This is a genomic window from Amycolatopsis aidingensis, from assembly GCF_018885265.1.
Lineage (GTDB): Bacteria > Actinomycetota > Actinomycetes > Mycobacteriales > Pseudonocardiaceae > Amycolatopsis > Amycolatopsis aidingensis.
The window spans coordinates 1,190,904-1,211,857 of the sequence record NZ_CP076538.1; the positions used below are offsets into that span (position 1 = coordinate 1,190,904).

Annotated in this window: 18 protein-coding genes; 11 read left to right on the plus strand and 7 right to left on the minus strand. The window is 69.7% G+C overall.

Annotated features, from left to right (window positions below; translation table 11 throughout):
* Positions 1-153 precede the first annotated feature (153 nt).
* The 4 genes from KOI47_RS05800 (at position 154) to KOI47_RS05815 (ending at position 5,665) form a co-directional block, all read left to right on the plus strand.
* Entirely contained in the window at positions 154-321 is a 168-nt protein-coding gene (locus KOI47_RS05800) for a hypothetical protein (RefSeq protein WP_216214612.1), read from the plus strand.
* A 37-nt stretch (positions 322-358) separates the two neighbouring features.
* Positions 359-2,602: a TOMM precursor leader peptide-binding protein gene (locus tag KOI47_RS05805; RefSeq protein ID WP_216214614.1), complete on the plus strand. Its 2,244-nt coding sequence runs from the start codon at positions 359-361 to the stop codon at positions 2,600-2,602.
* 44 nt (positions 2,603-2,646) lie between these two features.
* On the plus strand, positions 2,647-3,306 hold the full coding sequence (locus tag KOI47_RS05810; protein ID WP_216214616.1) for a hypothetical protein: 660 nt from the start codon (positions 2,647-2,649) through the stop codon (positions 3,304-3,306).
* 67 nt (positions 3,307-3,373) lie between these two features.
* The gene (locus KOI47_RS05815; RefSeq protein ID WP_216214617.1) at positions 3,374-5,665 is read left to right on the plus strand and encodes a sensor histidine kinase; all 2,292 of its coding nucleotides are present in this window, start codon (positions 3,374-3,376) and stop codon (positions 5,663-5,665) included.
* A gap of 10 nt (positions 5,666-5,675) precedes the next feature.
* Here the strand turns inward: KOI47_RS05815 and KOI47_RS05820 are convergent, their stop codons facing one another.
* From KOI47_RS05820 to KOI47_RS05835, 4 genes are all read right to left on the minus strand, one after another.
* On the minus strand, positions 5,676-6,281 hold the full coding sequence (locus KOI47_RS05820; RefSeq protein ID WP_216214619.1) for a response regulator transcription factor: 606 nt from the start codon (positions 6,279-6,281) through the stop codon (positions 5,676-5,678).
* A 237-nt stretch (positions 6,282-6,518) separates the two neighbouring features.
* A complete protein-coding gene (locus tag KOI47_RS05825) occupies positions 6,519-7,289 on the minus strand; it encodes an AfsR/SARP family transcriptional regulator (protein WP_232376563.1) in 771 nt (256 codons plus the stop codon).
* Between the two features lie 189 nt (positions 7,290-7,478).
* Positions 7,479-8,084 (minus strand): response regulator transcription factor, encoded by a 606-nt coding sequence (locus KOI47_RS05830; protein ID WP_216217123.1) that lies wholly within the window; start codon positions 8,082-8,084, stop codon positions 7,479-7,481.
* Between the two features lie 271 nt (positions 8,085-8,355).
* Entirely contained in the window at positions 8,356-9,903 is a 1,548-nt protein-coding gene (locus KOI47_RS05835; protein ID WP_216214621.1) for an MFS transporter, read from the minus strand.
* A gap of 244 nt (positions 9,904-10,147) precedes the next feature.
* On the opposite strand from KOI47_RS05835, the gene KOI47_RS05840 reads away from it, so the two are divergent.
* Together KOI47_RS05840 and KOI47_RS05845 are read left to right on the plus strand one after the other, a co-directional pair.
* Complete coding sequence (locus KOI47_RS05840) at positions 10,148-11,380, plus strand: cytochrome P450 family protein (RefSeq protein ID WP_216214623.1); 1,233 nt, start codon at positions 10,148-10,150, stop codon at positions 11,378-11,380.
* Positions 11,381-11,629: 249 nt separating this feature from the next.
* Positions 11,630-12,139, plus strand: a complete 510-nt coding sequence (locus tag KOI47_RS05845; protein ID WP_216214625.1) for a lamin tail domain-containing protein — start codon at positions 11,630-11,632, stop codon at positions 12,137-12,139.
* A 56-nt stretch (positions 12,140-12,195) separates the two neighbouring features.
* Here KOI47_RS05845 and KOI47_RS05850 read toward each other — a convergent pair whose 3' ends face one another.
* Positions 12,196-13,008: an SDR family NAD(P)-dependent oxidoreductase gene (locus KOI47_RS05850; protein WP_216214627.1), complete on the minus strand. Its 813-nt coding sequence runs from the start codon at positions 13,006-13,008 to the stop codon at positions 12,196-12,198.
* A 29-nt stretch (positions 13,009-13,037) separates the two neighbouring features.
* The gene (locus tag KOI47_RS05855) at positions 13,038-14,027 is read right to left on the minus strand and encodes an NADPH:quinone reductase (protein WP_216214629.1); all 990 of its coding nucleotides are present in this window, start codon (positions 14,025-14,027) and stop codon (positions 13,038-13,040) included.
* A gap of 152 nt (positions 14,028-14,179) precedes the next feature.
* Between KOI47_RS05855 and KOI47_RS05860 the strand changes: the two genes are divergently transcribed.
* From KOI47_RS05860 to KOI47_RS05875, 4 genes are all read left to right on the plus strand, one after another.
* A complete protein-coding gene (locus KOI47_RS05860; RefSeq protein ID WP_216214631.1) occupies positions 14,180-14,740 on the plus strand; it encodes an SRPBCC family protein in 561 nt (186 codons plus the stop codon).
* Positions 14,741-14,744: 4 nt separating this feature from the next.
* The gene (locus KOI47_RS05865; protein WP_216214633.1) at positions 14,745-16,319 is read left to right on the plus strand and encodes a class I adenylate-forming enzyme family protein; all 1,575 of its coding nucleotides are present in this window, start codon (positions 14,745-14,747) and stop codon (positions 16,317-16,319) included.
* Complete coding sequence (locus KOI47_RS05870; RefSeq protein WP_216214635.1) at positions 16,319-17,515, plus strand: FAD-dependent monooxygenase; 1,197 nt, start codon at positions 16,319-16,321, stop codon at positions 17,513-17,515. Before KOI47_RS05865 ends, KOI47_RS05870 begins: the two co-directional genes overlap by 1 nt.
* Positions 17,516-17,577: 62 nt before the next feature.
* Positions 17,578-19,530 carry an FAD/NAD(P)-binding protein gene (locus tag KOI47_RS05875; protein ID WP_216214637.1) on the plus strand — a complete coding sequence of 651 codons (1,953 nt, stop codon included), beginning with the start codon at positions 17,578-17,580 and terminating at the stop codon, positions 19,528-19,530.
* A gap of 31 nt (positions 19,531-19,561) precedes the next feature.
* Here the strand turns inward: KOI47_RS05875 and KOI47_RS05880 are convergent, their stop codons facing one another.
* The gene (locus KOI47_RS05880) at positions 19,562-20,293 is read right to left on the minus strand and encodes a hypothetical protein (protein ID WP_216214639.1); all 732 of its coding nucleotides are present in this window, start codon (positions 20,291-20,293) and stop codon (positions 19,562-19,564) included.
* A gap of 89 nt (positions 20,294-20,382) precedes the next feature.
* Between KOI47_RS05880 and KOI47_RS05885 the strand changes: the two genes are divergently transcribed.
* Complete coding sequence (locus tag KOI47_RS05885; protein ID WP_216214641.1) at positions 20,383-20,940, plus strand: peroxiredoxin-like family protein; 558 nt, start codon at positions 20,383-20,385, stop codon at positions 20,938-20,940.
* Positions 20,941-20,954 lie beyond the last annotated feature (14 nt).

Below are 20,954 nucleotides of genomic sequence, written 5' to 3' on the forward strand. Positions count from 1 at the left end.
AGTGCGCCGGACACCAGTCTCGGATGAACTATCCCCGTCCCGGGGTATGAGGAGTTCATATTCGCTGACGTTAAGCGGTAACTACCGAGGTCCTTGCCCGCGCATCAAGAATCACAGCCAGCGTTGCGACACCAATCGACAAGGAGAGCCGAGATGTTCGAGAGCCACACCATCGACGCGTTCGCCCCGGCCGAGGATGCCGACCTGAGAATCGACGAGTTCGACGGCTCGGCAGGCCAGAACCTCGCCATCGCGGCGTTCTGCTACTGCAGCCGCCCGTTCGGCGTGGTCGCCGCCGGGCACGCGCTGGTCGCGGGCTGACCCGAGGGAACGGACCCGAAGAATGGGGGAGCGAGCCATGCACACACACGAGCGCATCGGGTTCAAACGCCACCTGCGCCCGGAAGTCGTTCCGGGCGAGGCGGTCTACCTGTTCGCCGAAGGCGGAGTGACCGCGCTCCAGGGGCCACGGGTGGAACTGCTGGCTTCGCTCCTCGACGGGAGCAGGGACGTCCCCACCCTGTTCCGGGACCTGCCGGACGACCTGCCCGCGGAACAGGCAGGTCGTCTGCTGGCCCGGCTCGGCGCCGCAGGGCTGATCGGCACCAGGGCCGGGGAGGAACCCAGCGACCCGGCCGCACTTGCCTACTGGGAGGCCGCGGGCCTGGACGCGGTGCAGGCCGTCCAGGGCACCCGCGACGCCAGCGTACGGGTGCGCTCGGTGGGCGGGAGCAGGCCAGACGGGGTCGCCGCCGCGCTACGCCGCGCCGAACTCGAGGTGGCGGCCGATGCCGCCGGGGCGAGCGCGGCCGACCTCACCGTGGTGGTGTGCCCCGACTACCTCGCCCCCGAGCTGGCGGCGGTGGATATCGAGCAGCGGCGGGCAGGCAGGCCGTGGCTGCTGGTCAAGCCCACCGGTGCGCAAGTCTGGGTCGGGCCGATCTTCACCCCGGGGCAGGGGGCATGCTGGCGTTGCCTGGCGACCCGGCTGGCGGCCAACCGCCCCGCCGAGGCACATGTGCAGGCCAGCAGGGGGCAGTCCGGGCCGGTGGCCCGGCCGGGCGTCGGCCTGCACTCCGTCTCCGCCAGTGCGGGCGAGGTGGCCGCACTGGAGGCGAGCAAGTGGCTGGCCGGCTACCGGCACCCCGGCCAGCAGGAGATCTGGGCCCTGGACACCTTCGAACTCAAGGTGAGTCACCACCGGGTGCAGGCGCTGCCGCAGTGCCCCGCCTGCGGCGAACCCGCCCGCGGGCGCAGGGCTGCCCCGCGCCCGGTGACCCTGGAGTCCCGGCCGAAGCGGTCGGTGGACGGCGGCGGGCACCGGTCCGCGCCCCCGCAGGAGGTACTGGACCGCTACCGGCACCTGATCAGCCCGATCACCGGCATCGTCCGGGACATCCAGCGCGACACCCGGGGACACGAGCTCTTCCACTCCTACCGCTCCGGCACGAATGTCGCGGCGGCGGCAGGCGGCATCGACGGCCTGCGTTCCACCTTGCGCTGTGAGAACGGCGGCAAGGGCATCACCCCGCTGCACGCCGAGGTCAGCGCGTTGTGTGAGGCGCTGGAACGCTACAGCGGCACCCGGCACGGCGACGAGACCACCGTACGGGCCAGCTTCCGCGCCCTCGGCGAGCAGGCCGTGCACCCGGACAGTTTCCAGCTCTACCACCCGCACCAGTTCGCGAACCGGGCCGGCTGGAACGCCGAGCACGCGGCCTTCCAGCACGTCCCGGAACCCTTCGACGAGGCCGCCGAGCTGGACTGGACCCCGGTGTGGTCGCTGACCCAGGGACGGCACCGGCTGCTGCCCACCGGCGCCCTGTATTACGGCGCGCCCGCTCCGGCCTCGATCACAGCGGACTCCAACGGGTGCGCGGCCGGATCGAGTCTCGAGGACGCGGTGCTGCAGGGCCTGCTCGAGGTGATCGAGCGGGACGCGGTGGCGCTGTGGTGGTACAACCGCACCCCGATGCCCGGCTTCGACCTGGACACCCTCGGTGACCCGCTGGTGGCCGAGCTCCGTGAGGCCTATCGCGAGCTGGGCCGGGAGCTGTGGGTGCTCGACCTGACCGCGGACCTCGCGGTGCCGGTTGCGGTGGCCATCTCCCGGCGGATCGAAGGGCCCCGCGAGGACATCATGTTCGGTTTCGGCGCCCACCTCGACCCGCGGCTGGCGGTGCGGCGCGCGCTGACCGAGCTGAACCAGGTGATGCCGGCCGTCCTCGCGCTGCGCGAACCGGACTGGCAAGGCCTGGATCCCGACCTGCGCCGCTGGCTGCGCACCGCGACGGTGGCGAACCAGCCGTACCTGCTGCCGACCGCCATGCGACCGGTGCCGGAGTACCTGCCGACCAGGGATCTGCTCGAGGACGTCCGGCTGCTGCAACGGCGGCTGGAGGCCGCGGGCATGGAACTGCTCGTGCTCGACCAGACCCGTCAGGACGTGGGGCTCGCGGTGGTCAAGGTGATCGTGCCGGGGATGCGGCACTTCTGGTCCAGACTGGCTCCAGGGCGGCTGTACGACGTTCCGGTAAACCTGGGAAGAATCGAGCGACCGGCCGCGCTCGACGAACTCAACCCGGTACCGATGTTCCTGTGACCGGCGCCGGATCGGCGCGGCCCTGGCAGAGCTGGAGAAGCGCCATGGCGTCCCATGTCCCCTTCGGGCGACCGCTGTTCTCACTGTTGGAAGACGCCATCGTGCTCACCGAAGGTGATCGTCGGCTGATCGTGTCCGGTCCATGGGGTGACGTCGAGGTCGCCGACCGGAGCCCGCTGGTGCGCGAGGCACTGCACCGGATGAGCCTGGGGCCGGTATCACTGGGGAACATCCCCGCGCTGGCCCAGGAGTTCGACCACTGGCAGGCAACCGGGGCGCCGGGTACACAGTGGATGCGGCTGAAGGCCACCCTGGACGCGCTCGGCGGATGCGTGGTGAATTCCCTCGGCCTCTTCGACGGCGGCGGGCCGATCCTGTCGCTGGTGGCCGAGGTCCCCGATGCCGTGTTCGACTGCGTGTCGGTACCCCATCGGGCGGAGGTCAGGGTCCGCGCCGGGACCGCGCTCGAGGACATCCGGGCCGAGCAGGTGCTCCGTTGCCCCGGCCTCGCCTACCGGGTGGTCCTGCACCGCGCCCCGGCGACCGAGATCGCGAAATGCCTGTTGTCCGGCCGGACAACGATTACCGAGGTCGCGGACGGCCTCCAGTTGGCGCCCCCGGTGGTCGGTGACGTGGTCGCCTACCTTGCCGGGATCGGTTTTCTCCTGGTCGAAGCTGCACCAAACGGCTCATCGGACATATAGGATTCCGGTACTATCACCCCAGCGCGGCGCAGTTCCGCACACGACATGGGGGCCGGCTGTGGCAACGGTGAACAGCGACAACACGGGGCGGGCGGCCGGGCTCGCGCCGCGCTTGGCGCTTGTCGTGGTCGCCGTGGTGTTCACCGGGTTCGTGGTGAATGCTTTTCAGTACGTGCTCGCGCAAAGTACCGATCTTTCCCATGTGCTGCCCGCGGTGGCCGCCCTTGGCGCGATGATGTACCTGCAGCTGGGCATCTTCAGCAACCCGCGCGCCGACCTGCACGGACCGCGCGGTTACCTGGCGCTGGCGGCGCAGGTCGCACTGGGGTTCGCGCCGATCGCGGTCTACGGCGAGGCGTGGATGGGCCTGCTCGGCTTCGTCGCCGGGGACGCGCTGCTGGTGCTGCGACCGCTGGCGGGCTGGCTTTCCTTCGCCTGCATCGCGGCGGTTAGCGGGCTCGTGCGGTGGAACCTGACCGGCATCGGCATCGAGACCGGGTACGTGGTCAACCTGACTATGGTGATCGGCCTGGTGGTGTACGGGTTGTCCCGGCTGCGGTCGCTGGTGGCCGAACTGGCCGAGGCCCGGTCCGAGCTCGCCGATCTCGCCGTGGCCGCGGAACGCCTGCGGTTCGCGCGGGACCTGCACGACCTGCTCGGCTTCAGCCTGTCCGCGATCACGCTCAAGGCCGAGCTGACCCACCGCCTGATCGTGCAGCAGCCCGAGCGCGCCGCACAGGAGCTCGGCGAGATCCTGGACATCTCCCGGCAGGCCCATTCCGATGTCCGCACGATCGCCTCCAGCTACCGTGAGCTCTCCTTCGAGGAGGAGCTGGCTTCGGCCCGCTCGGTGCTGACCGCGGCAGATGTGCTGGTCACCGTGCACGGCACCACCGCGGAGCTGCCCCCACGGACCAGCACAGTGCTGGCGACGGTGTTGCGCGAGGCCGTCACCAACCTGCTGCGGCACAGTAAGGCGGAGCACTGCGAGATCACCTTCGCCAGGCAGGGCGACACGGTGTCCGTCGAGCTCGTCAACGACGGGGTGCGCGCGGCGGCCGAGCAGGGCCGGGACCCTGGTGAGGGCCAGGGCAACGGCATCGGCAACCTGACCTCCAGGGTCGAGGCGATCGGCGGGACGCTGTCGGCGGGCGCCGATGACGACACCTTCCGCCTGCGGGTATCGGTACCGGCCACGGGGGACGGCACGACCCCGGCACCCGAACGGAAGGCGGCCGAGCGTGGCCCCTCGATGGTGCCCCGCCTCGGCCAGGTGATCGCGGCCGCGGTGTTCACCGGCTACGCGATCAGCGCGCTGGTTTTCGTCGCCGCGGCGAACCTCGGACCGCTCGCGGCGACCGTGTCCGTGGCCTGCGTGCTGGCCTCCCTGGCCCTGATGGCCGGCTTCTTCGGCCGCCCGGACGCCCCGGTGCGGTCCCCGCTCGGCCGTGGGGCCCTGCTCGTCCAGACGGTGCTGTCCTTCCTGCCGATCGCGGTGGCCCAGGATCCGTATGTCGGCCTGCCAGGGTTCGCGGCAGGCGCGGCCCTGCTGGCGCTGCCGGCCCGTGCCGGGCTGCCGCTCTTCCTCACCTTCGTGGCGGCGGCAGGCGGGGCGCACTGGCTGCTCGGCGGTGACCCGATCGGCATCGTCTACGGGTTCCTGGTCAGTATCAACCAGGGATTGGTCCTTTTCGGACTGACCAGGCTGACGAGCATGGTGCGGGAGCTGCACGCCGCCCGTTCCGAGCTCGCCGACCTGGTGGTGTTCAAGGAACGGCTGCGCTTCGCCCGCGACCTGCACGACCTGCTCGGCTACAGCCTGTCCGCGATCACGCTGAAGAGCGAGCTGGCGCACCGGCTGGTGGCAAGGGATCCGGAGCGGGCGCAGCAGGAGTTGTCCGGGATCCTGGACATCTCCCGGCAGGCGCTCGTGGACGTCCGTGCGGTGGCCTCCAGTTACCGGGAGCTCTCCCTCGACGAGGAGGCGGCATCGGCGCGGGACCTGCTGACGGCCGCGAACATCGAGGTCACGTTGCGGCTGGAACGATGCGAGCTGCCGCCGGAGGTGCGGACCACCCTGGCCACCGTGCTACGCGAGGGGGTGACCAACACGTTGCGGCACAGCAGCGCGCGTCGTTGTGAGATCACGCTCCGCAGGCAGGGGGAGGGGCTGATGCTGGAGATCGTCAACGACGGGGTTCCCGGTGCCGGGTCCCGGAGCACCGAGGGCGGAAGCGGCATCCGCAACCTGGCCGCGCGGGTGTCCGCGCTGGGCGGCACCCTGCGTGCAGGGACCAGCGAAGGCAGGCACCGCTTGCTGGCCGAGCTCCCCGTGTCGGTGGAATCGGTCCGGTCCTGACCCGCGCGGGTTACAGCCAGCCCGCGTCCGACGCGATCCGGATCGCGTCCACCCGGTTGCGCGCGTCGAGCTTGGCCACCGAGGTGGTGAGGTAGTTGCGTACTGTCCCGGCGGAAAGGGACAGCGTCCTGGCGATATCCGGGACGTCGGTGCCCTTGGCCGCAAGGCGCAGCACCTCGAGTTCTCGTTCGGTCAGCGGGCATTCACCGCGATCCCATGCGGCCAGTGCCATCTGGCTGTCCACAACGCGCTTGCCCGCGGCGACGTCCCGGATCGCCGCGGCCAGCTTCGCCGGGGGCGCGTCCTTGAGGATGAACCCGTCCACCCCCGCGGCGAGCGCGCGGCGCAGCGTGCCGGGCCGGGCAAGGCTGGTCAGCATCAGGGTATGCACCCCTGGCAGGTCGGACCGGATGGTGGCGGCCGCGGTGAGCCCGTCCAGCACCGGGAGGTCGATGTCGATGACGGCGACATCGGGCTGCTGCTCGCGCACGAGTTCGACCAGGTGCTCCCCGGACTCGACCTCGGCGACCACTTCGATATCGGGCTCGAGTTCGAGCAGGGCGACCAGTGCACCACGGACCATATGCATGTCCTCGGCCAGCAAAACCCTGATCATCGCCGCCGTTCCCCTCCGTCTGCTCGGCTCACCATAGCGTTAGGTGTGTACTGACGCCCGGCCGGTGAGGGTTGTTCAGAACGACCCAGCGACCGCGGGCCGCCAGGCCCGTGCGAGCGGTCGTTGCAGGTGACTGCACTGGCGACGCACGCTGCGGACCTGAACAACCCGACCGTTGAATAAGACACGGTGAGGGTGGTGCGCAATCCGGGTAAGGCGCGCCGTACCAGCCCGCGTTTATACCGGCACGGAAAGGCCCGGATCGGCTTGCAGAATCGCCTCCCGCAGCCTGCGCAGCCGTTCGGAGGGGGTGAGGCCCAGCCGGTCGACGAGTTCGTCATGCAAGGAGCGATATGCCTCGAGCGCGAGTCGTTGCTGCCCGCAGCGGTAGAGCGCGATCATGTGCTGCGCACAGAAGTTCTCGTGCATCGGGTGTTGCTCGGTCAGCGTCGCGAGTTCCGCGAGCAGCGTCCGGTGCCTGCCGAGGCGAAGGTCGGCGTCCATCAGGGCCTCCAGCGCCCCCAGCCTGCTTTCCTCCAGCCGGGTGAGTTCCATGGCCAGGCGCATCCCGATTCGCACCTCGGCCAGCGCAGGCCCGCGCCACATCTCCAGCGCCGCGCGCAGCAGGTCGGAGCCACGCCCCAGCAGCCCGGCCTGCAGCGCGCGATGTCCACGTTCGGCCAGGTGCTCGTAGGTGCGTACGTCCACGGTCGCCTCCGTGACGTTCAGCAGATAGCCGCCGTAAGTGGTGACCAGCAGGTCCTTGACCGCCGGATGGCCTGCCGTCTGCACCCGCTTGCGGAGGTGGCAGACGTAGGTCTGCAGGGTGGTCAGTGCGCTCCGCGGCGGGGTCGTGCCCCAGAGCTCCTCGAGCAGGGTGGTGGCGGTGACGACATGGCCTGCCTGCAGCCCGAGCAAGGCCAGCAACTGCCGTGGCTTGCTCGCGGTCGGCGTAATCGGATTCCCATTCTGCAGGGCCTCCAGCGGGCCCAGCACCCTGATCTCCATGGGAATGCTCCTCCCCAGTTGTTTTGCTCCGCTTCGATTCGTCCTTCAAGTTCAGCGGAGCGCAGGCTGGGAGGCCACGTATCTCGGCATGAATCGGGGTTGACGCACTACCGGTTGGTGAATGAGAGATTCACGGTGTGCCCGGTTCGGCGCGCTGCGTGAGCATCGGGCTCCTGCTTTGGAAACCGACTAGAGCCAGCCCGATTTCTTGGCGATCCGCACGGCGTCGATGCGGTTGCGGGCGTCGAGCTTCGTGGTGACCGTGGTCAGATAGTTACGGATGGTGCCGACCGAGAGGTACAGGCTACCGGCGATTTCCGCCGCGTCGGCACCGTCCGCGGTCAGCCGCAGCACCTCCAGCTCGCGCGGCGTGAGCGGGCACTGGTCACCGTCCCACGCGGACAGGGCGAGCTGAGTGTCGATCACCCGGCGGCCCACCGAGACGGCCCGGATCGCGTCGGTGAGCTGGGAGATGGGTGCGTCCTTGAGAATGAAGCCGTTGACCCGTGCGTCCAGCGCCCGGCGCAGCGTCCCCGGGCGGCCGAGACTGGTCAGGATGAGGGTGCGGGTACCGGGGGCGATGTCGTGGATCTGTGCCGCCGCGGAAAGGCCGTCGAGTCCGGGAAGGTCGATGTCGAGCACGGCGACGTTCGGTTCCTTCTCCTTGACCGCGGGCAGGATTTCGTCGCCATTGGCGATGGAAGCGACGACTTCGATATCCTGTTCCAGGCCCAGCAGCGCTACGAGGGCACCGCGCACCATCTGCACGTCTTCGGCCAGTAAGACCTTAATCATCGCGCCCCCATGCGTCGCCACGATCGTATTACTGAGTCTTACATCCCGTGCACAGTACTCACAAGGAATTGATCCGAACGGACGATGATCTGTCGGCCGGGTGCCGGAATCTGTCGAGAGGTAAGGTAATCGGAGCGTAGCTGTCGGTAGGGGTACAGAAAGGTCACTTAGCAAGGCTAAATGGTGGCTTTGTTTCCACGCGAGGATGTTCCCGATGCTCGCCTCCCACGCGGGGGAGTGGGCGGGGGCAGGCGAGCATCGGGAACAGGTTTCAGACCGGCTCCGCGGCGGTTGCCGCCTTGCCGACGGTTTCCGGGACCGCCGGCTCGGGTTCCGCTTCGGTCTCCGGCTCGGGTGGGGGCGCGATCCACTGGGGCATGGCACGCATCGGCAGCGCGAACATGATGAGGAAGGTCGCGACCAGGATGCCGGCCACCCACCACAGGGTGTTCTGGAAGGCGGCGACGAAGGCCGGTCCCAGTGTGGCCGGGGTGAGCTGGTCACCCAGCACACCGAAGAAGAACACCGAGGTCAGGCCGAGGCCGAGCGCCATTCCCATCTGCTGGGTGGTGCTGATCAGCCCAGAAGCCGAGCCGGAGTGCTGTACCGGCACATCGCCGAGTACCGCGTTGGCCAGCGGGGCCACGATCAGGCCCATGCCGGCGCCGACCACGATGAGCGGCAGGAACATGTGCCACGAGGTGATCTCCTGGCCGAACAGCTCGGTGGCGCCCAGGTAGAGCAGCATCCCCGCGGCCATGATCAACGCGCCGGCCTGGAGCACCTTGCGGCCGAAGCGCGGCACCAGCTTCTCCACCGATACCCCGGCCAGCGCTGCGGTGGCCAGCGAGAACGGGATCCCGGTCAGGCCGGCCTGCAGCACGCTCCAGCCGAGGCCCACCTGCATGTACAGCGACCAGACCAGGAAGAAGATCCCGCTCACGATGCCGAAGGCGATCTGCACGACGATGCCTGCGGAGAAGCTCTTCACCGAGAACAGGGAGAGCTCGATGAGCGGTGAACCGTCCCGGCGGGTCTTCACCCGCTCGTAGGCCACCAGCCCGGCGAACACCACCAGCGACAGCGCCATCAACACGAAGGTCCAGGCCGGCCAGCCGATCTCCTCACCGAGGGTGAGCGGGTACAGCAACATCAGCAGGCCCAGCGTGCCGAGCAGGACGCCGACCAGGTCGAGCCGCAGCCGGTACGGCGCCTTGGTCTCGGTGATGTACTTCGCGCCAAGGATCAGCGCGGCGATGCCGACCGGGAGGTTGATCAGGAAGATCGGCCGCCAGGCCAGGTCGAACACGTTCCACGCGGTGAGCAGGGCACCCAGCAGCGGTCCGGTCAGGCCGCCGAGGCCGACGATCGCGCCCCACATCCCGAACACCTTGCCGCGCTCCTGCGGCGGGAAGGTGGCGTGCACCGTGGACAGGATCTGCGGCACCATCACGGCGGCCGCCGCGCCCTGCAGGATGCGCGAGGCGACGAGCATCTCGGCACTGGTGGCCAGCCCGCACAGCGCCGAGGCGATGGTGAAGCCCGCGACGCCGAGCAGGAAGACCCGCTTGCGGCCGTAGATGTCCCCTAGCCTGCCGCCGGTGATCAGGCCGACCGCGAAGGCGAGGACGTAGCCGGCGACGATCCACTGGATCTGGCTGGCCGAGGCGTCCAGCGTCCCGCGGATCGACGGAATGGCGATGTTGACAATCGTGACGTCGAGTAGGTCCATGAAACCGGCGGCCATCATGATGGCGAGGGCGATCCATCGCCTTCGATCCGTCTGACCCACCGCCGGCTGAGGGTTGGTTGTGGTCATGCGCCGATGCTAATGAGCGGGGTGCGGAAATGGCAGTGAGCCACTCACCAAGGCCGAAGTGAAAATACAGCATTCGCCGTATGAATTATTCATACTCCGGCCTGTGAATTATCCACTTTCGCCAGGTGGTCGTGGCCCTTCCGGGCTGGTTTCACGTTTGTGGAAAACAAACTATCACTAGCAGGATTCCGTTAACTCCATTACGTTGATCGTCGCAGTTATTCATACCAGGAGAGGAGTTGCCGTGCTTGCTGACGTGACCGTGGACCTGGCGGAACTGGCCGCCCGGCAGGGCGTGGACATCACCACCGACCCGTTCGCGCTGTACGCCGCGCTGTGCGCGCAGGGGCCGGTGCACCGGGTACGGCTGCCGGTGACCGGTGAGGAGTGCTGGCTGGTCGTCGGGGCCGAGCAGGCGCGGGCCGCGCTGGTGGACGAGCGGCTGAGCAGTGACGTGCGGGTCTCCGCGCGGTGGCCGGACGGCGGCGAAACCGGGGGCATCTCCGTCGGGGTGAATATGCTCCAGGTGGATGCCGCGCAGCACAGGAGACTGCGCAGGCTCATCGCGAAGGAATTCACTGCCCGCCGCGTGCAGGGATTGCGCCCGCGGGTCGAGCAACTCACCGGCGAACTGATCGAAACCCTCGTATCAAGGGACCGGGTCGATCTCGTCGAGTCATTCTCCGTCCCCCTTCCGCTCGCGGTCATCTGCGAGCTGCTCGGCGTGCCTACGGCGGAGCGCAAGGATTTCCACGCCTGGTCGGAGGAAATGCTCAAACCGCGGAGCCCGGATTCCGCCGGTCAGGCGATGCGGTCGATGACCGAATTTTTCGTGCGGCTCATCGAGCGGAAGAAGCAGCACGCCGGCGAGGACCTGCTGAGCGCGTTGATCCGGGTGAACGAGGACGGGGACGGGCTCTCCGACGACGAGCTGCTTGGCATGGTCTTCCTGCTGTTCGTCGCCGGACACGAGACCTCGGCCAGCCTGATCTCCAACTGTGTGCTGTCCCTGCTGCGTCACCCCGCACAGCTGGCCGCGCTCCGCGCCGACTGGTCGCTGCTGGACGGCGCGATCGAGGAGACCCTGCGGCACAGCGCTCCCGTGCAGGCGACGGCGTTCCGGTTCGCCACCGAGACGATCACGATCGCGGGCACTCCGATCCCGGCGGGGGACCCGGTGCTGGTCAGCCTGGCAGCGGTGGCCCGCGCGCCGGACCGGTTCGCCGATCCGGACCGGTTCGACATCCACCGCCCGCAGGCGGAGAGCCGCGGGCACCTCGCCTTCGGCCACGGCGCGCACCACTGTATCGGCGCACCGCTGGCCCGGATGGAGGCCGCGATCGCGGTGCGGGCGCTGCTGGAGCGCTACCCCGGACTGCGGATCGACCCCGAGGCCGCCGCGCCCGCCGAGGAGGTGGTCTGGCGGCCCAACGCCATGTTGCGCGGGCCGGGCAGGCTCCCGCTCCGGCTGCGTTGATCCGGGGTTGATCCGGCCGGGCCGGAGCGCGAATGCGCCAGCCACCGTACTTGGCCCCTTATGGGCGAACCGGGCCGAGCCGGAGGATGACATGACCGGTGGACGCAGGCGGTAGGAGGAAAGATGTCCCACACCCTTGCCCTGCCAGCGGCTTTCCTGGCGTTGGCGGCAGTTGTACCCGGGCACGGTGCACAGGAGGGCCCGGGCCCGGTCGTCGGTGGTACGGCACCGGCCGCGCCGTCCTCATGCGTGGTGATCAACGAGGTCGCATCGAGCGGCCCCTCGGGTCCTTTCGACGAGTTCGTGGAAGTCCGCAACGTCTGCGATCGGTTCGTCGACGTCTCGTCGTACGAGCTTCGCGGCTACGACGAGACCGGCCTGCCGACGGGTCCACCCGTCAGTATTCCCAGCTACGTGGTCCTGTTGCCACGAGGCAGTACCGGTGAGTTCCTCACGTTCGTCAAAGCCGACTTCAGCGGCACCGTCGCGGACCGGGTGTTCGTCGTGGTGTTGAACCGGGGCCTGCTGAATATTCCGGACAACGGCGGGCTGTGTCTGTTCGACGCGGCAGGACGCAAGGTCGACTGCGTGGGAATGGGGGTTCGCCCTGCCGTTGGCGAAGGTCCCCCCGCGCAGGCCATGACGGCGGAGCTGGCGCAGCTCGGCGCGGCGAACGCCCGTGACATCCTCAGCACCGACACCGACCACAACCAGCGGGATTTCTCCCTGCACCGGCGGTCCGCCGGGGCGGTGAACTAGCCCGGTTCGGGTGAACTGACCCGGGGCCGACGTCCCCGGGTCAGTTCACCCGGTGCTCACGCGTCCACGGTCTCGGTGGGCAGAGTGGACCACTCGGCCCAGGTCTGCAGCCGGGTGGCGTAGACGTGCTTGATCATCTCGTTCGGCTGCTCGCCGAGGATGACCCGCAGCGGCGGGTTCTCCGCGTCAACGATCCGCAGCAGTGCGGGCCCGATGGTGGCCGGGTCGGACTGGTGGATCTCCACCTGGGCCATCCCCGCCCGCAGCCCGTCGTAGGCGGCGATCGGAGCCGACCAGGTGGCCGAGGCGCCACCCCAGTCGGTGGCGAACCCACCGGGCTCGACCAGGGTCACCTTGATACCGAAGCCGGCGACCTCCTGCGCCAGCGACTCGCTGAAGCCCTCCAGCGCCCATTTGCTCGCGTGGTAGCCGCCCAGCAGCGGGAAGGACATCACGCCGCCCGCGCTGGAGATCTGCACGATGTGGCCGCTGCCCTGCTCGCGCAGGTACGGCAGCACCTCCTGGGTCACCCACAGCGCGCCGAACACATTGGTCTCGAACTGGTCCCGTACGTCCTGCTCACTGAGTTCCTCGACGCCGCCGAACAGGCCGTAGCCAGCGTTGTTCACCACGACGTCCAGGCGTCCGAAGTGGTCGGCCGCGCGTTTCACCGCCTCGGTCACCGCGGCGCGGTCGGTCACGTCCAGTGCCAGCGGCAGCACGGCGTCGCCGTGGGCAGCCACCAGATCGGCGAGGGCGTCGGCATTGCGCGCGGTTGCGGCAACCTTGTCCCCGCGCTCCAGCGCGGATTCGACGAATCGGCGGCCGAAGCCGCGGGACGAACCGGTGACGAACCAGATTTTCTGCATCTTCCGACCTCACTTTTTCTGCGTCTGAGTTACGCGTTATCCGATTGCGAACGGATGGAAAGAACCACCCTTTTTCCGTGCAGTTCGCCCGCCTCCAGCCTGCGATGCACCTCGGCCGCGGCGGAAAGCGGCCGGACCTCCTTCGCCCGTGGCCACAGCCGCCCGGCGCGCAGCAGCCGGTTGATCACCCCGGCGGCTTCCGCCAGTTCTGGCGGGGTGGCGTGCGAGATGACGAACCCGTGGATCGAGCCGTCCTTCAGGTACAACCGGCCCGCGGGCAGCACCGGGGTACTCGTGGCGCCCGCCAGCAGTACGATCCGGCCGCGGTGGGCGAGCAGGTCGACCGCCGCGGTGAGATCGTTGCGACCCGAGGTGTCCAGGTGCAGGTCCACACCCTCCGGCGCGGCGGCCCGCAGTCGCCCGGTCAGGTCCGGGTGCGCGTAGTCGAAGACCTCGGCGGCGCCCAGCGCGCGGCAGTGGTCCGCGTCCATGGGCGCGGCGGTGGCGAGCACCCGCGCGCCCGCCGCGGCGGCCATGGTCACCAGTGCCGAGCCGACGTTGCCCGCGGCACCCGCGACCAGCACCGTGTCGCCCATGCGCAGCCCGCCGTGGGTGAACAGGGCAAGGTAGGCCGTCGCCGCCGGGTGGACCACGGCCACCGCCTGGTAGGGATCCACCTGCTCCGGCAGCCGGTAGAGCCGGTCGGCGGCCACCACCGCGCGTGCGGCCGCCGCGCCCTGCCTGCCCCCGTGCCCGAGGCTGTTGGCCCACACCAGCTCGCCCGCTGCGAACCCGCCCGCGCCGGTCTCCGCCACCCTGCCGACCAGGTCCCTGCCGATCACGAAGGGGAAGGGAACCGGGGTGCGGAACCGTCCGGAACGGACGAAGGTGTCCACCGGGTTCACCGTGGTGGCCAGTACGTCCACCAGCACGTCGGTGGGTCCAGGGCGCGGCTCGGCGAGTTCGCCGACGCGGATCTCCTCCGGGCCACCGAGGCGTTCGATGTATGCGGCCAGCATGCCGCCAGCGTGCCACGCCGCGCTCGAGTCGACCTTTAGCCGCGCGTTATTCGCATTCCGAGAAGACATTCTTATCGCCGAACCGTCGCAGTTCCCGCGGCCCCAGCCGTACCGTGGGCAAAGAATCTGGTAACCGGAAAAGGAATGAGTCCATGGCGAAGACATCCGTTGTGAATGCGCCACTGTTCCAGCTTTCCGCCGAGGTGCACATCGCCGCCTCGCCCGCCGAGGTGTACGCCGTCGTCGGCGATCTCGCCCGCAGCGGCGAGTGGAGCCCGGAATGTGTCGGCGGGTCCTGGATCTCCGGCGAACCGGGCACGGTGGGCGCGGTCTTCCGCGGTGAGAACCTGCGCAGCACGGAGGTGGTCGCGTGGGCGCCGGTGGTGCGGGGCACCTGGTTCACGGAGTCCGAGGTCGTCGCGGCCGAACCCGGGCGCACCTTCCAGTGGTCCATGCGCACCCGGTCCGGCGCGAAGCAGGACAGCATCTGGGCCTACGACATCGAGCCTGCCGATGGTGGCAGCGTGCTGACCCACCGGTTCCGCATGGGCTCGCCGACCGAGGGCATCCGTGGCATCACCGCGGAGATGAGCGAGGAACAGAAGTCGGCCTTCTTCGCCGAATGGAGCGAGAAGCTCGCCGGTGATCTCGCGATCACGCTGGAGCGGATCAAGCGGGTCGTGGAGAACCGGCCCACCGAGGAGAGGGGCTAGCCACATGTTTCTGCAACGCCTTGGCAACCGCGGTATCCGGCTGGGAACCCTGTTCGAACGCGCCGCCGCCAAGCACCCGGCCAACGTGCTGATCCTGGACCACGACCTGGACCTCGCACCCGGCCTCGGGCGCCGCGCCACCATCGCGGAGGTCGCCGATCTGGTGGACGACCTCGCCGCCCGGCTGTGGGCCGCGCGGGTGCGGCCTGCCGACCGGGTGGTGGTACACAAGTCCAACGGTTTCGATATCACGCTGCTGGCCTGCGCGGCGGCCAGGATCGGTGCCGTGCCCGTGCTGCTGTCACCCAAGCTGGACGGGGACACCGTCGCCGAACTGGTGCGCCGCACCGACCGGCCGTTCCTGGTCACCGACGGGGCGAAGCTGGCGGGACTGCCGGGTTCGGTATTCGAGCGGGCGGAGCGGGTGCTGCTGACCTCCGGCAGCCACGCTGGTGCCACCGAGCTGGCCGGCCTGGCCGGGGTGCCGCGGATCCCCGCGGTGACCATGCCGCCGGACCACCCGACACTGGTCACGCACACCTCGGGCACGACGGGCATCCCGAAGCTCGCGGTGCACACCAGCCGTACCCTGCAGGCGCGCTACCGGCCGCAGCGGGCCGCGGTCACCCCGGTGCTGCGCGGGCGGGAGACCGTGGCGATCCATGTCTCCTTCGTGCATTCCCGGTTGATGACCGCGCTCGCCATCTCGCTGCTGCGCGGGTTCCCGATCGTGGTGCTTGCCGACTCCGACCCGAAGCGGGCCGCCGACCTGTTCGCCCGGCTGCGGCCCGGGGTACTGGAGGCCCATCCGAACACCTTCATGGAATGGGAGGAACTGGCCGACGATCCGCGGGAGCCGCTGGCCGGGGTGAAGCTGTTCAGCTCCACCTTCGACGCGATCCACCCGCGGACGGTGCGCAAGCTGCTGGCCGCCACCCGCCGCAGGTCCCCGGTGTTCGGGCAGCTGTACGGGCAGAGTGAGGTCGGCCCGATCGTGGTGAAGGCGTTCACCCCCGGCCGGGTCCCGGACTCGGGTGGCCGCTGTGTCGGCATCCCGTTCCCCGGGATGACCGGCGTCCGGGTGGTGAGCCGCAACGGCAGGCCGCCCTCCGCGGACAACCCCGGATACATCGAGGTCCGCAGCGACGGCCGGATCGTGACCTACCTCGGCGAGCAGCAACGCTACGACGCGCAGCTCTCCGCTGGCGGCTGGTGGCGGATGGGGGATGTCGGCTTCCGCACCAAATGGGGCTGCGTGCACCTGCTGGACCGGGAGGTCGACCTGATCGACGGTTTCGGCTCGACCCTGGCCGCCGAGGACACCCTGTTCGGCAAGCTGCCCGACCTTGCCGAGGTCGTCATCGTGCCGAGCGCCGACGGCGCGCCCGTTCCGGTGGTGTGCACCCGGAACAACCGGCCGCTCGACCCGCGGGAGTGGCGGGCCGCCGCGGCGAGCCTCCCGCCGATGGCCGAACCGGTGCAGTGGCGGATCGAGGACCTGCCGCAGACCGCCACCACCAAGATCAAGCGGCTGGAGCTGGCCCGGCTGCTCGCCACGGAAGGCCGGAGGGCCGCCTGATGGCCGTGATCGTCATCGCCGGTGGCGGGATCGGCGGGCTGGCGACCGCGCTGGCCGTCGCCGCGGGCGGGCACCGCGCGGTGGTGCTGGAGCGCGCGGAGGAGTTCGCCGAGATCGGCGCCGGCATCCAGCTGGCCCCCAACGGCCTGCACGCCCTGGACGCGCTGGGGGTCGGGGCACGGGTGCGCGGGTCGGCGGTGCACATGGACGAACTGCGGTTCATGGACGGGGTGACCGGTGAGCATGTCACCAGCCTCGGGCTCACCGCGGACTACCGCGACCGCTTCGGCAGCCCGTACGTGGTCGTGCACCGCGCGGAACTCCACCAGGTGTTGCTGGATGCCTGCCTTGCGGCCGATTCCGTCGAGCTGGTCGCGGGCGCCACGGTGACCGGGTACGAGCAGGACGACCGGACCGCCACCGTGCTCCTGGCGGATGGCAGGCGGATCAGCGGCACGGCGGTGATCGGGGCGGACGGGATCCACTCCGCGATCCGTGGCCGGCTGGTCGGCGACGGCGAGCCGCGGGTCTCCGGGATCACCGTGTACCGCGCGGTGATCCCGATGGAACGGGTGCCGGTGCACCTGCGCTTCCCGCGTTCCGTGGTCTGGTGGGCGGGCCCCGGCTGCCATTTCGTGCACTACCCGATCGCGGGCGGCCGGTACCTCAACCTCGCGGCGAGCAGCGACGACGGCCGCACCGAAGCCTTCGCGGGAGTGCCGGTGGACACGCAACGGGCGCGGCGGGAGTTCGCCACCCTGCGCGCCGCGCGGGAACTGCTGGAGCTCGGCGAGGACTGGAAAACCTGGATGCTGGTGGACCGCGACCCTGTTCCACAGTGGACCGACGGCAGGGTGGCCCTGCTCGGCGACGCGGCGCACCCGATGTTGCACTACGCGGCCCAGGGGGCCTGCCAGGCGCTGGAGGACGCCGTCACCCTCGGTTGCCTGCTGGAGGGCGGAACGAACTCGGCGATACCGGGGCGGCTGACAGCCTACGCGCGGCTGCGCCGCGAGCGGACCGCGCGGATCCAGCACATCGCGAGGGAAAGCACCCGGTTGTGGCATCCGGCCGGTGCCGCCGCCACGGCACGCAACGCGATGCTCTCCGAGCTCTCCCCGCGGGAACTACAGGACCAGGTGGCCTGGATGCACGGTTTCCAGGTGGCCCAGCCGGGGAAGGAAGTGGCGGCATGACACCCCTTGTGTCAACCCGCGGCAGTCAGGGTGACCACGCGTAAAACCGCGAAGGAGAAAGCATGACCGGCAAGCGCATCGAGGTCGGCATCGTCGGCGCGGGCCCGCGCGGACTTTCCGTACTGGAGCGGTTGTGCGCCAACGAACGCACCGCAGCCACGCATGACGAGGTGATCGTGCACGTGGTGGACCCGGCCGCGGCAGGCGCGGGCGCGGTGTGGCGCTGGGACCAGTCCCGCCAGCTGCTGATGAACACGGTGGCCGCGCAGATCACCGTCTACACCGACGCGAGCTCCCGCATCGAGGGGCCGATCGAGCCGGGCCCCAGCCTGTACGAATGGGCCCGGTCGCTGGCGTTGCTCGGCAGGCCGGGCGACTACGGGGAGGAGACCCTGGCCGAGGCGCGCGTACTGGGCCCGGACAGCTACCCGACAAGGGCCTTCTACGGGCGGTACCTGCACGATGCCTTCCAGCAGGTGGTGAGCAGGGCCCCGGCCCATGTCCAGGTGCGGGTGCACCGGTCGCGGGCGGTGGCGCTCGCGGACACGCACGGGGTACCCGGTGGGCCGCAGGGCGTGAGGCTGGCCGACGGCACCAGGTTGCACGGGCTGGACGCGGTGGTGCTGGCGCTCGGCCACGTTCCGGCCAAACCCTCGGCACGGGAGGCGCGTACGGCCAGCCTCGCCCGCATCCATCACCTGACCTACCTCGCGCCTGCGAATCCGGCCGACCTGGATCTGGACGGGATCCGGCCGGGGGAGAACGTGCTGCTGCGCGGGCTCGGGCTGAACTTCTTCGACCATATGGCGTTGTTCACCACCGGAAGGGGTGGCCGGTTCGAGCGCGAAGGCGAAGGGCTGGTGTACCGCGCCTCCGGGCGGGAACCCGTGCTGTACGCCAGTTCCCGGCGCGGCGTGCCGTACCACGCGCGCGGGGAGAACCAGAAGGGCGCCTACGGCAGGTACTTGCCGAGGTTGCTGACGCCGGAACGCATCGCGCGGCTGCGTTCCCGGTCCGCCCCGGTGCGCTTCGCCGAGGACCTGTGGCCGTTGATCGCCCGCGAGGTGGAGAGCGTCTACTACGCGGCGTTGCTGGCTGAGCCCGACCGGGAGGACTTCCTCGCGGCCTACCTCGGCGGCGCGGACTCGGCGCTGGAGCGCTACGGCATCGGGCCGGACCGGCGCTGGGACTGGGAGCGGATCGCGCAGCCCTGCCGGAACCGGACGTTCGCCTCCCGCGAGGACTTCCAGGACTGGCTGGTGGACCATCTCGCCGAGGATGTCGCCGCGGCCCGGCAGGGTAATGTGGACGGTCCGCTGAAGGCCGCCCTGGACGTGCTGCGCGATCTGCGCAACGAGATCAGGCTCGCGGTGGACCATGGCGGCCTGGAGGGCAACTCGCACCGTGACGACCTGGAGGGCTGGTACACCCCGCTGAACGCCTTCCTTTCCATCGGCCCGCCGGCCTCCCGGATCGAGGAGATGATCGCGCTGATCAGGGCCGGGGTGCTGACGGTGACCGGTCCAGGAACGGTGATCTGCCTCGATGTCGCCGACTCGGCGTTCGTGGCGGCCTCCACCGTGGTCCCAGGGCCGCCGGTGCGGGCGCGGGTGCTGATCGAGGCGCGGCTACCCGAGCCGGATCTGCGGCGTGCCGGGGACCCGCTGCTGGAGCATCTGCTCAGCACCGATCAGGCGGCCCCGTACCGCATCCAGGGCACGCACGACACCAGCTACGAGACCGGTGGGCTGGCGGTCACCGAGCGGCCGTACCGGGTGATCGACGGGCGTGGCCAGGCACATCCGCGCCGGTTCGCCTATGGCGTGCCCACCGAGTCGGTGCACTGGGTGACCGCCGCGGGCATCCGTCCCGGGGTCGACTCGGTGACCCTCGGCGACTCCGACGCGATCGCCAGGGCGGTACTGGCGCTGCCGCCTGCCTCGCAGGTGCCGGAGACGGTACGGCGGGCGCAGCAACCGGAGATCGCCCCCGAACTGACCGGAATCATCGTCTGATCTGGTTGCCGTGGGTCGGTCCGGGGTGACGTCACCATGTCCAGTGTGAACGGAGGTCGGCGCGCCAGTGTTTCGGGTGCCACTGCTGGATGGTGAACGCCATCCCGATCCCGCTGGCGATGAGCTGCTCCCGCTCGAGCCTGCGTTTGATCGGCTCTCCGGGCGAGCCGTTGTTGTCCCACCACGACTCCCACTGCTTGACGCATCGTTGCCGACCGTAGTACGGGTTCGAACACTCTGCAGGCGGGTACCAGATCTGGGTGTGTCCGAAGTCGATCTGCTTGCCGGTCGACTGTTCGGTGATCGTGCCGTGCGCCTTGAGACAGTATGCCCGGTCCTGAATCGTCCACTGTGTATAGTGTTGCCTGCCATCGGCATCCGGTAGCTCGCGCAGGTTGTGGCAGTCGGCGTCGCCGACCCGTTCCGAGGTCACGTTCAGCGAGTAGTACGTGCCGTTGCTGTACCAGCCATCCAGCAGCACCCAGTCACCGGAGCGCACGAACTTCTCGTGGTACGACGGCGGCCAGTTCTTCGGGTCGCCCCAGCTGATCCGCGACTCGCCTGCCGAGCGTGGATCCCACGCCCATTGACCCGCGGCTTGCCCGTCCGCCCAGAACTGACCCGCGCTGCGCTCGAACATGCGCGAGTACTGGCCGTAGGTTTCGGTGGTGGTACCGGCCGCGGCCTGCGGTACCGCTATCGACATTCCCGCCAGCACCAGCACCAGGATGCCTGCGACCGGGCGTCCCCTCTTCGTCTGCATGTGGCCAACCTAGCGCCGATTGCTTGACATGACGTGAGACATCGCTATGTTCGTAGGTGTACGGCGTACACTTATGCGGGAGGGCCGGGATGGTTGCGCACGAGCGGGTCGGAACCGTGGTCGCCCGACGGGAGCTGACCAGCGTGTCGGGTGCCCCGGTGCCGGTTCCGGCCCCGGGTTACCTGGTTCACCTGCAGTTCCGCCGGTTCGCGGGCTGCCCGGTGTGCAGTCTGCATCTGCGGTCGGTGGTCCAGCGGTATGCCGAGATCGAGGCCGCGGGGGTGCGCGAGGTCGTGGTGTTCCATTCCCCTGCCGATGAGCTGCGTGCGCATGTGGCCGACCTGCCGTTCGCCGTGGTCGCCGACCCGGACAAGCGGCTCTACCGGGAGTTCGGCGTGGAGTCGGCGCCCCGGTCGCTGCTGAACCCGACGGCATGGCCCGCGATCGCGGCGGCCGTGCTGCGCAGCGGCTGGGCCATCCTCCGCGGCCGGGAACGCGCACCCGCTGCCGTCCCGCATGGCGGGCGGTTCGGGCTGCCTGCCGATTTCCTGATCGCGGATGACGGCAGCGTGCTCGCTCACAAGTACGGTGCCCACGTGTACGACCAGTGGCCGGTGGACGAACTGCTGCGGCTCGCCGCCCGGTAGGTGCCAGCCGCGTC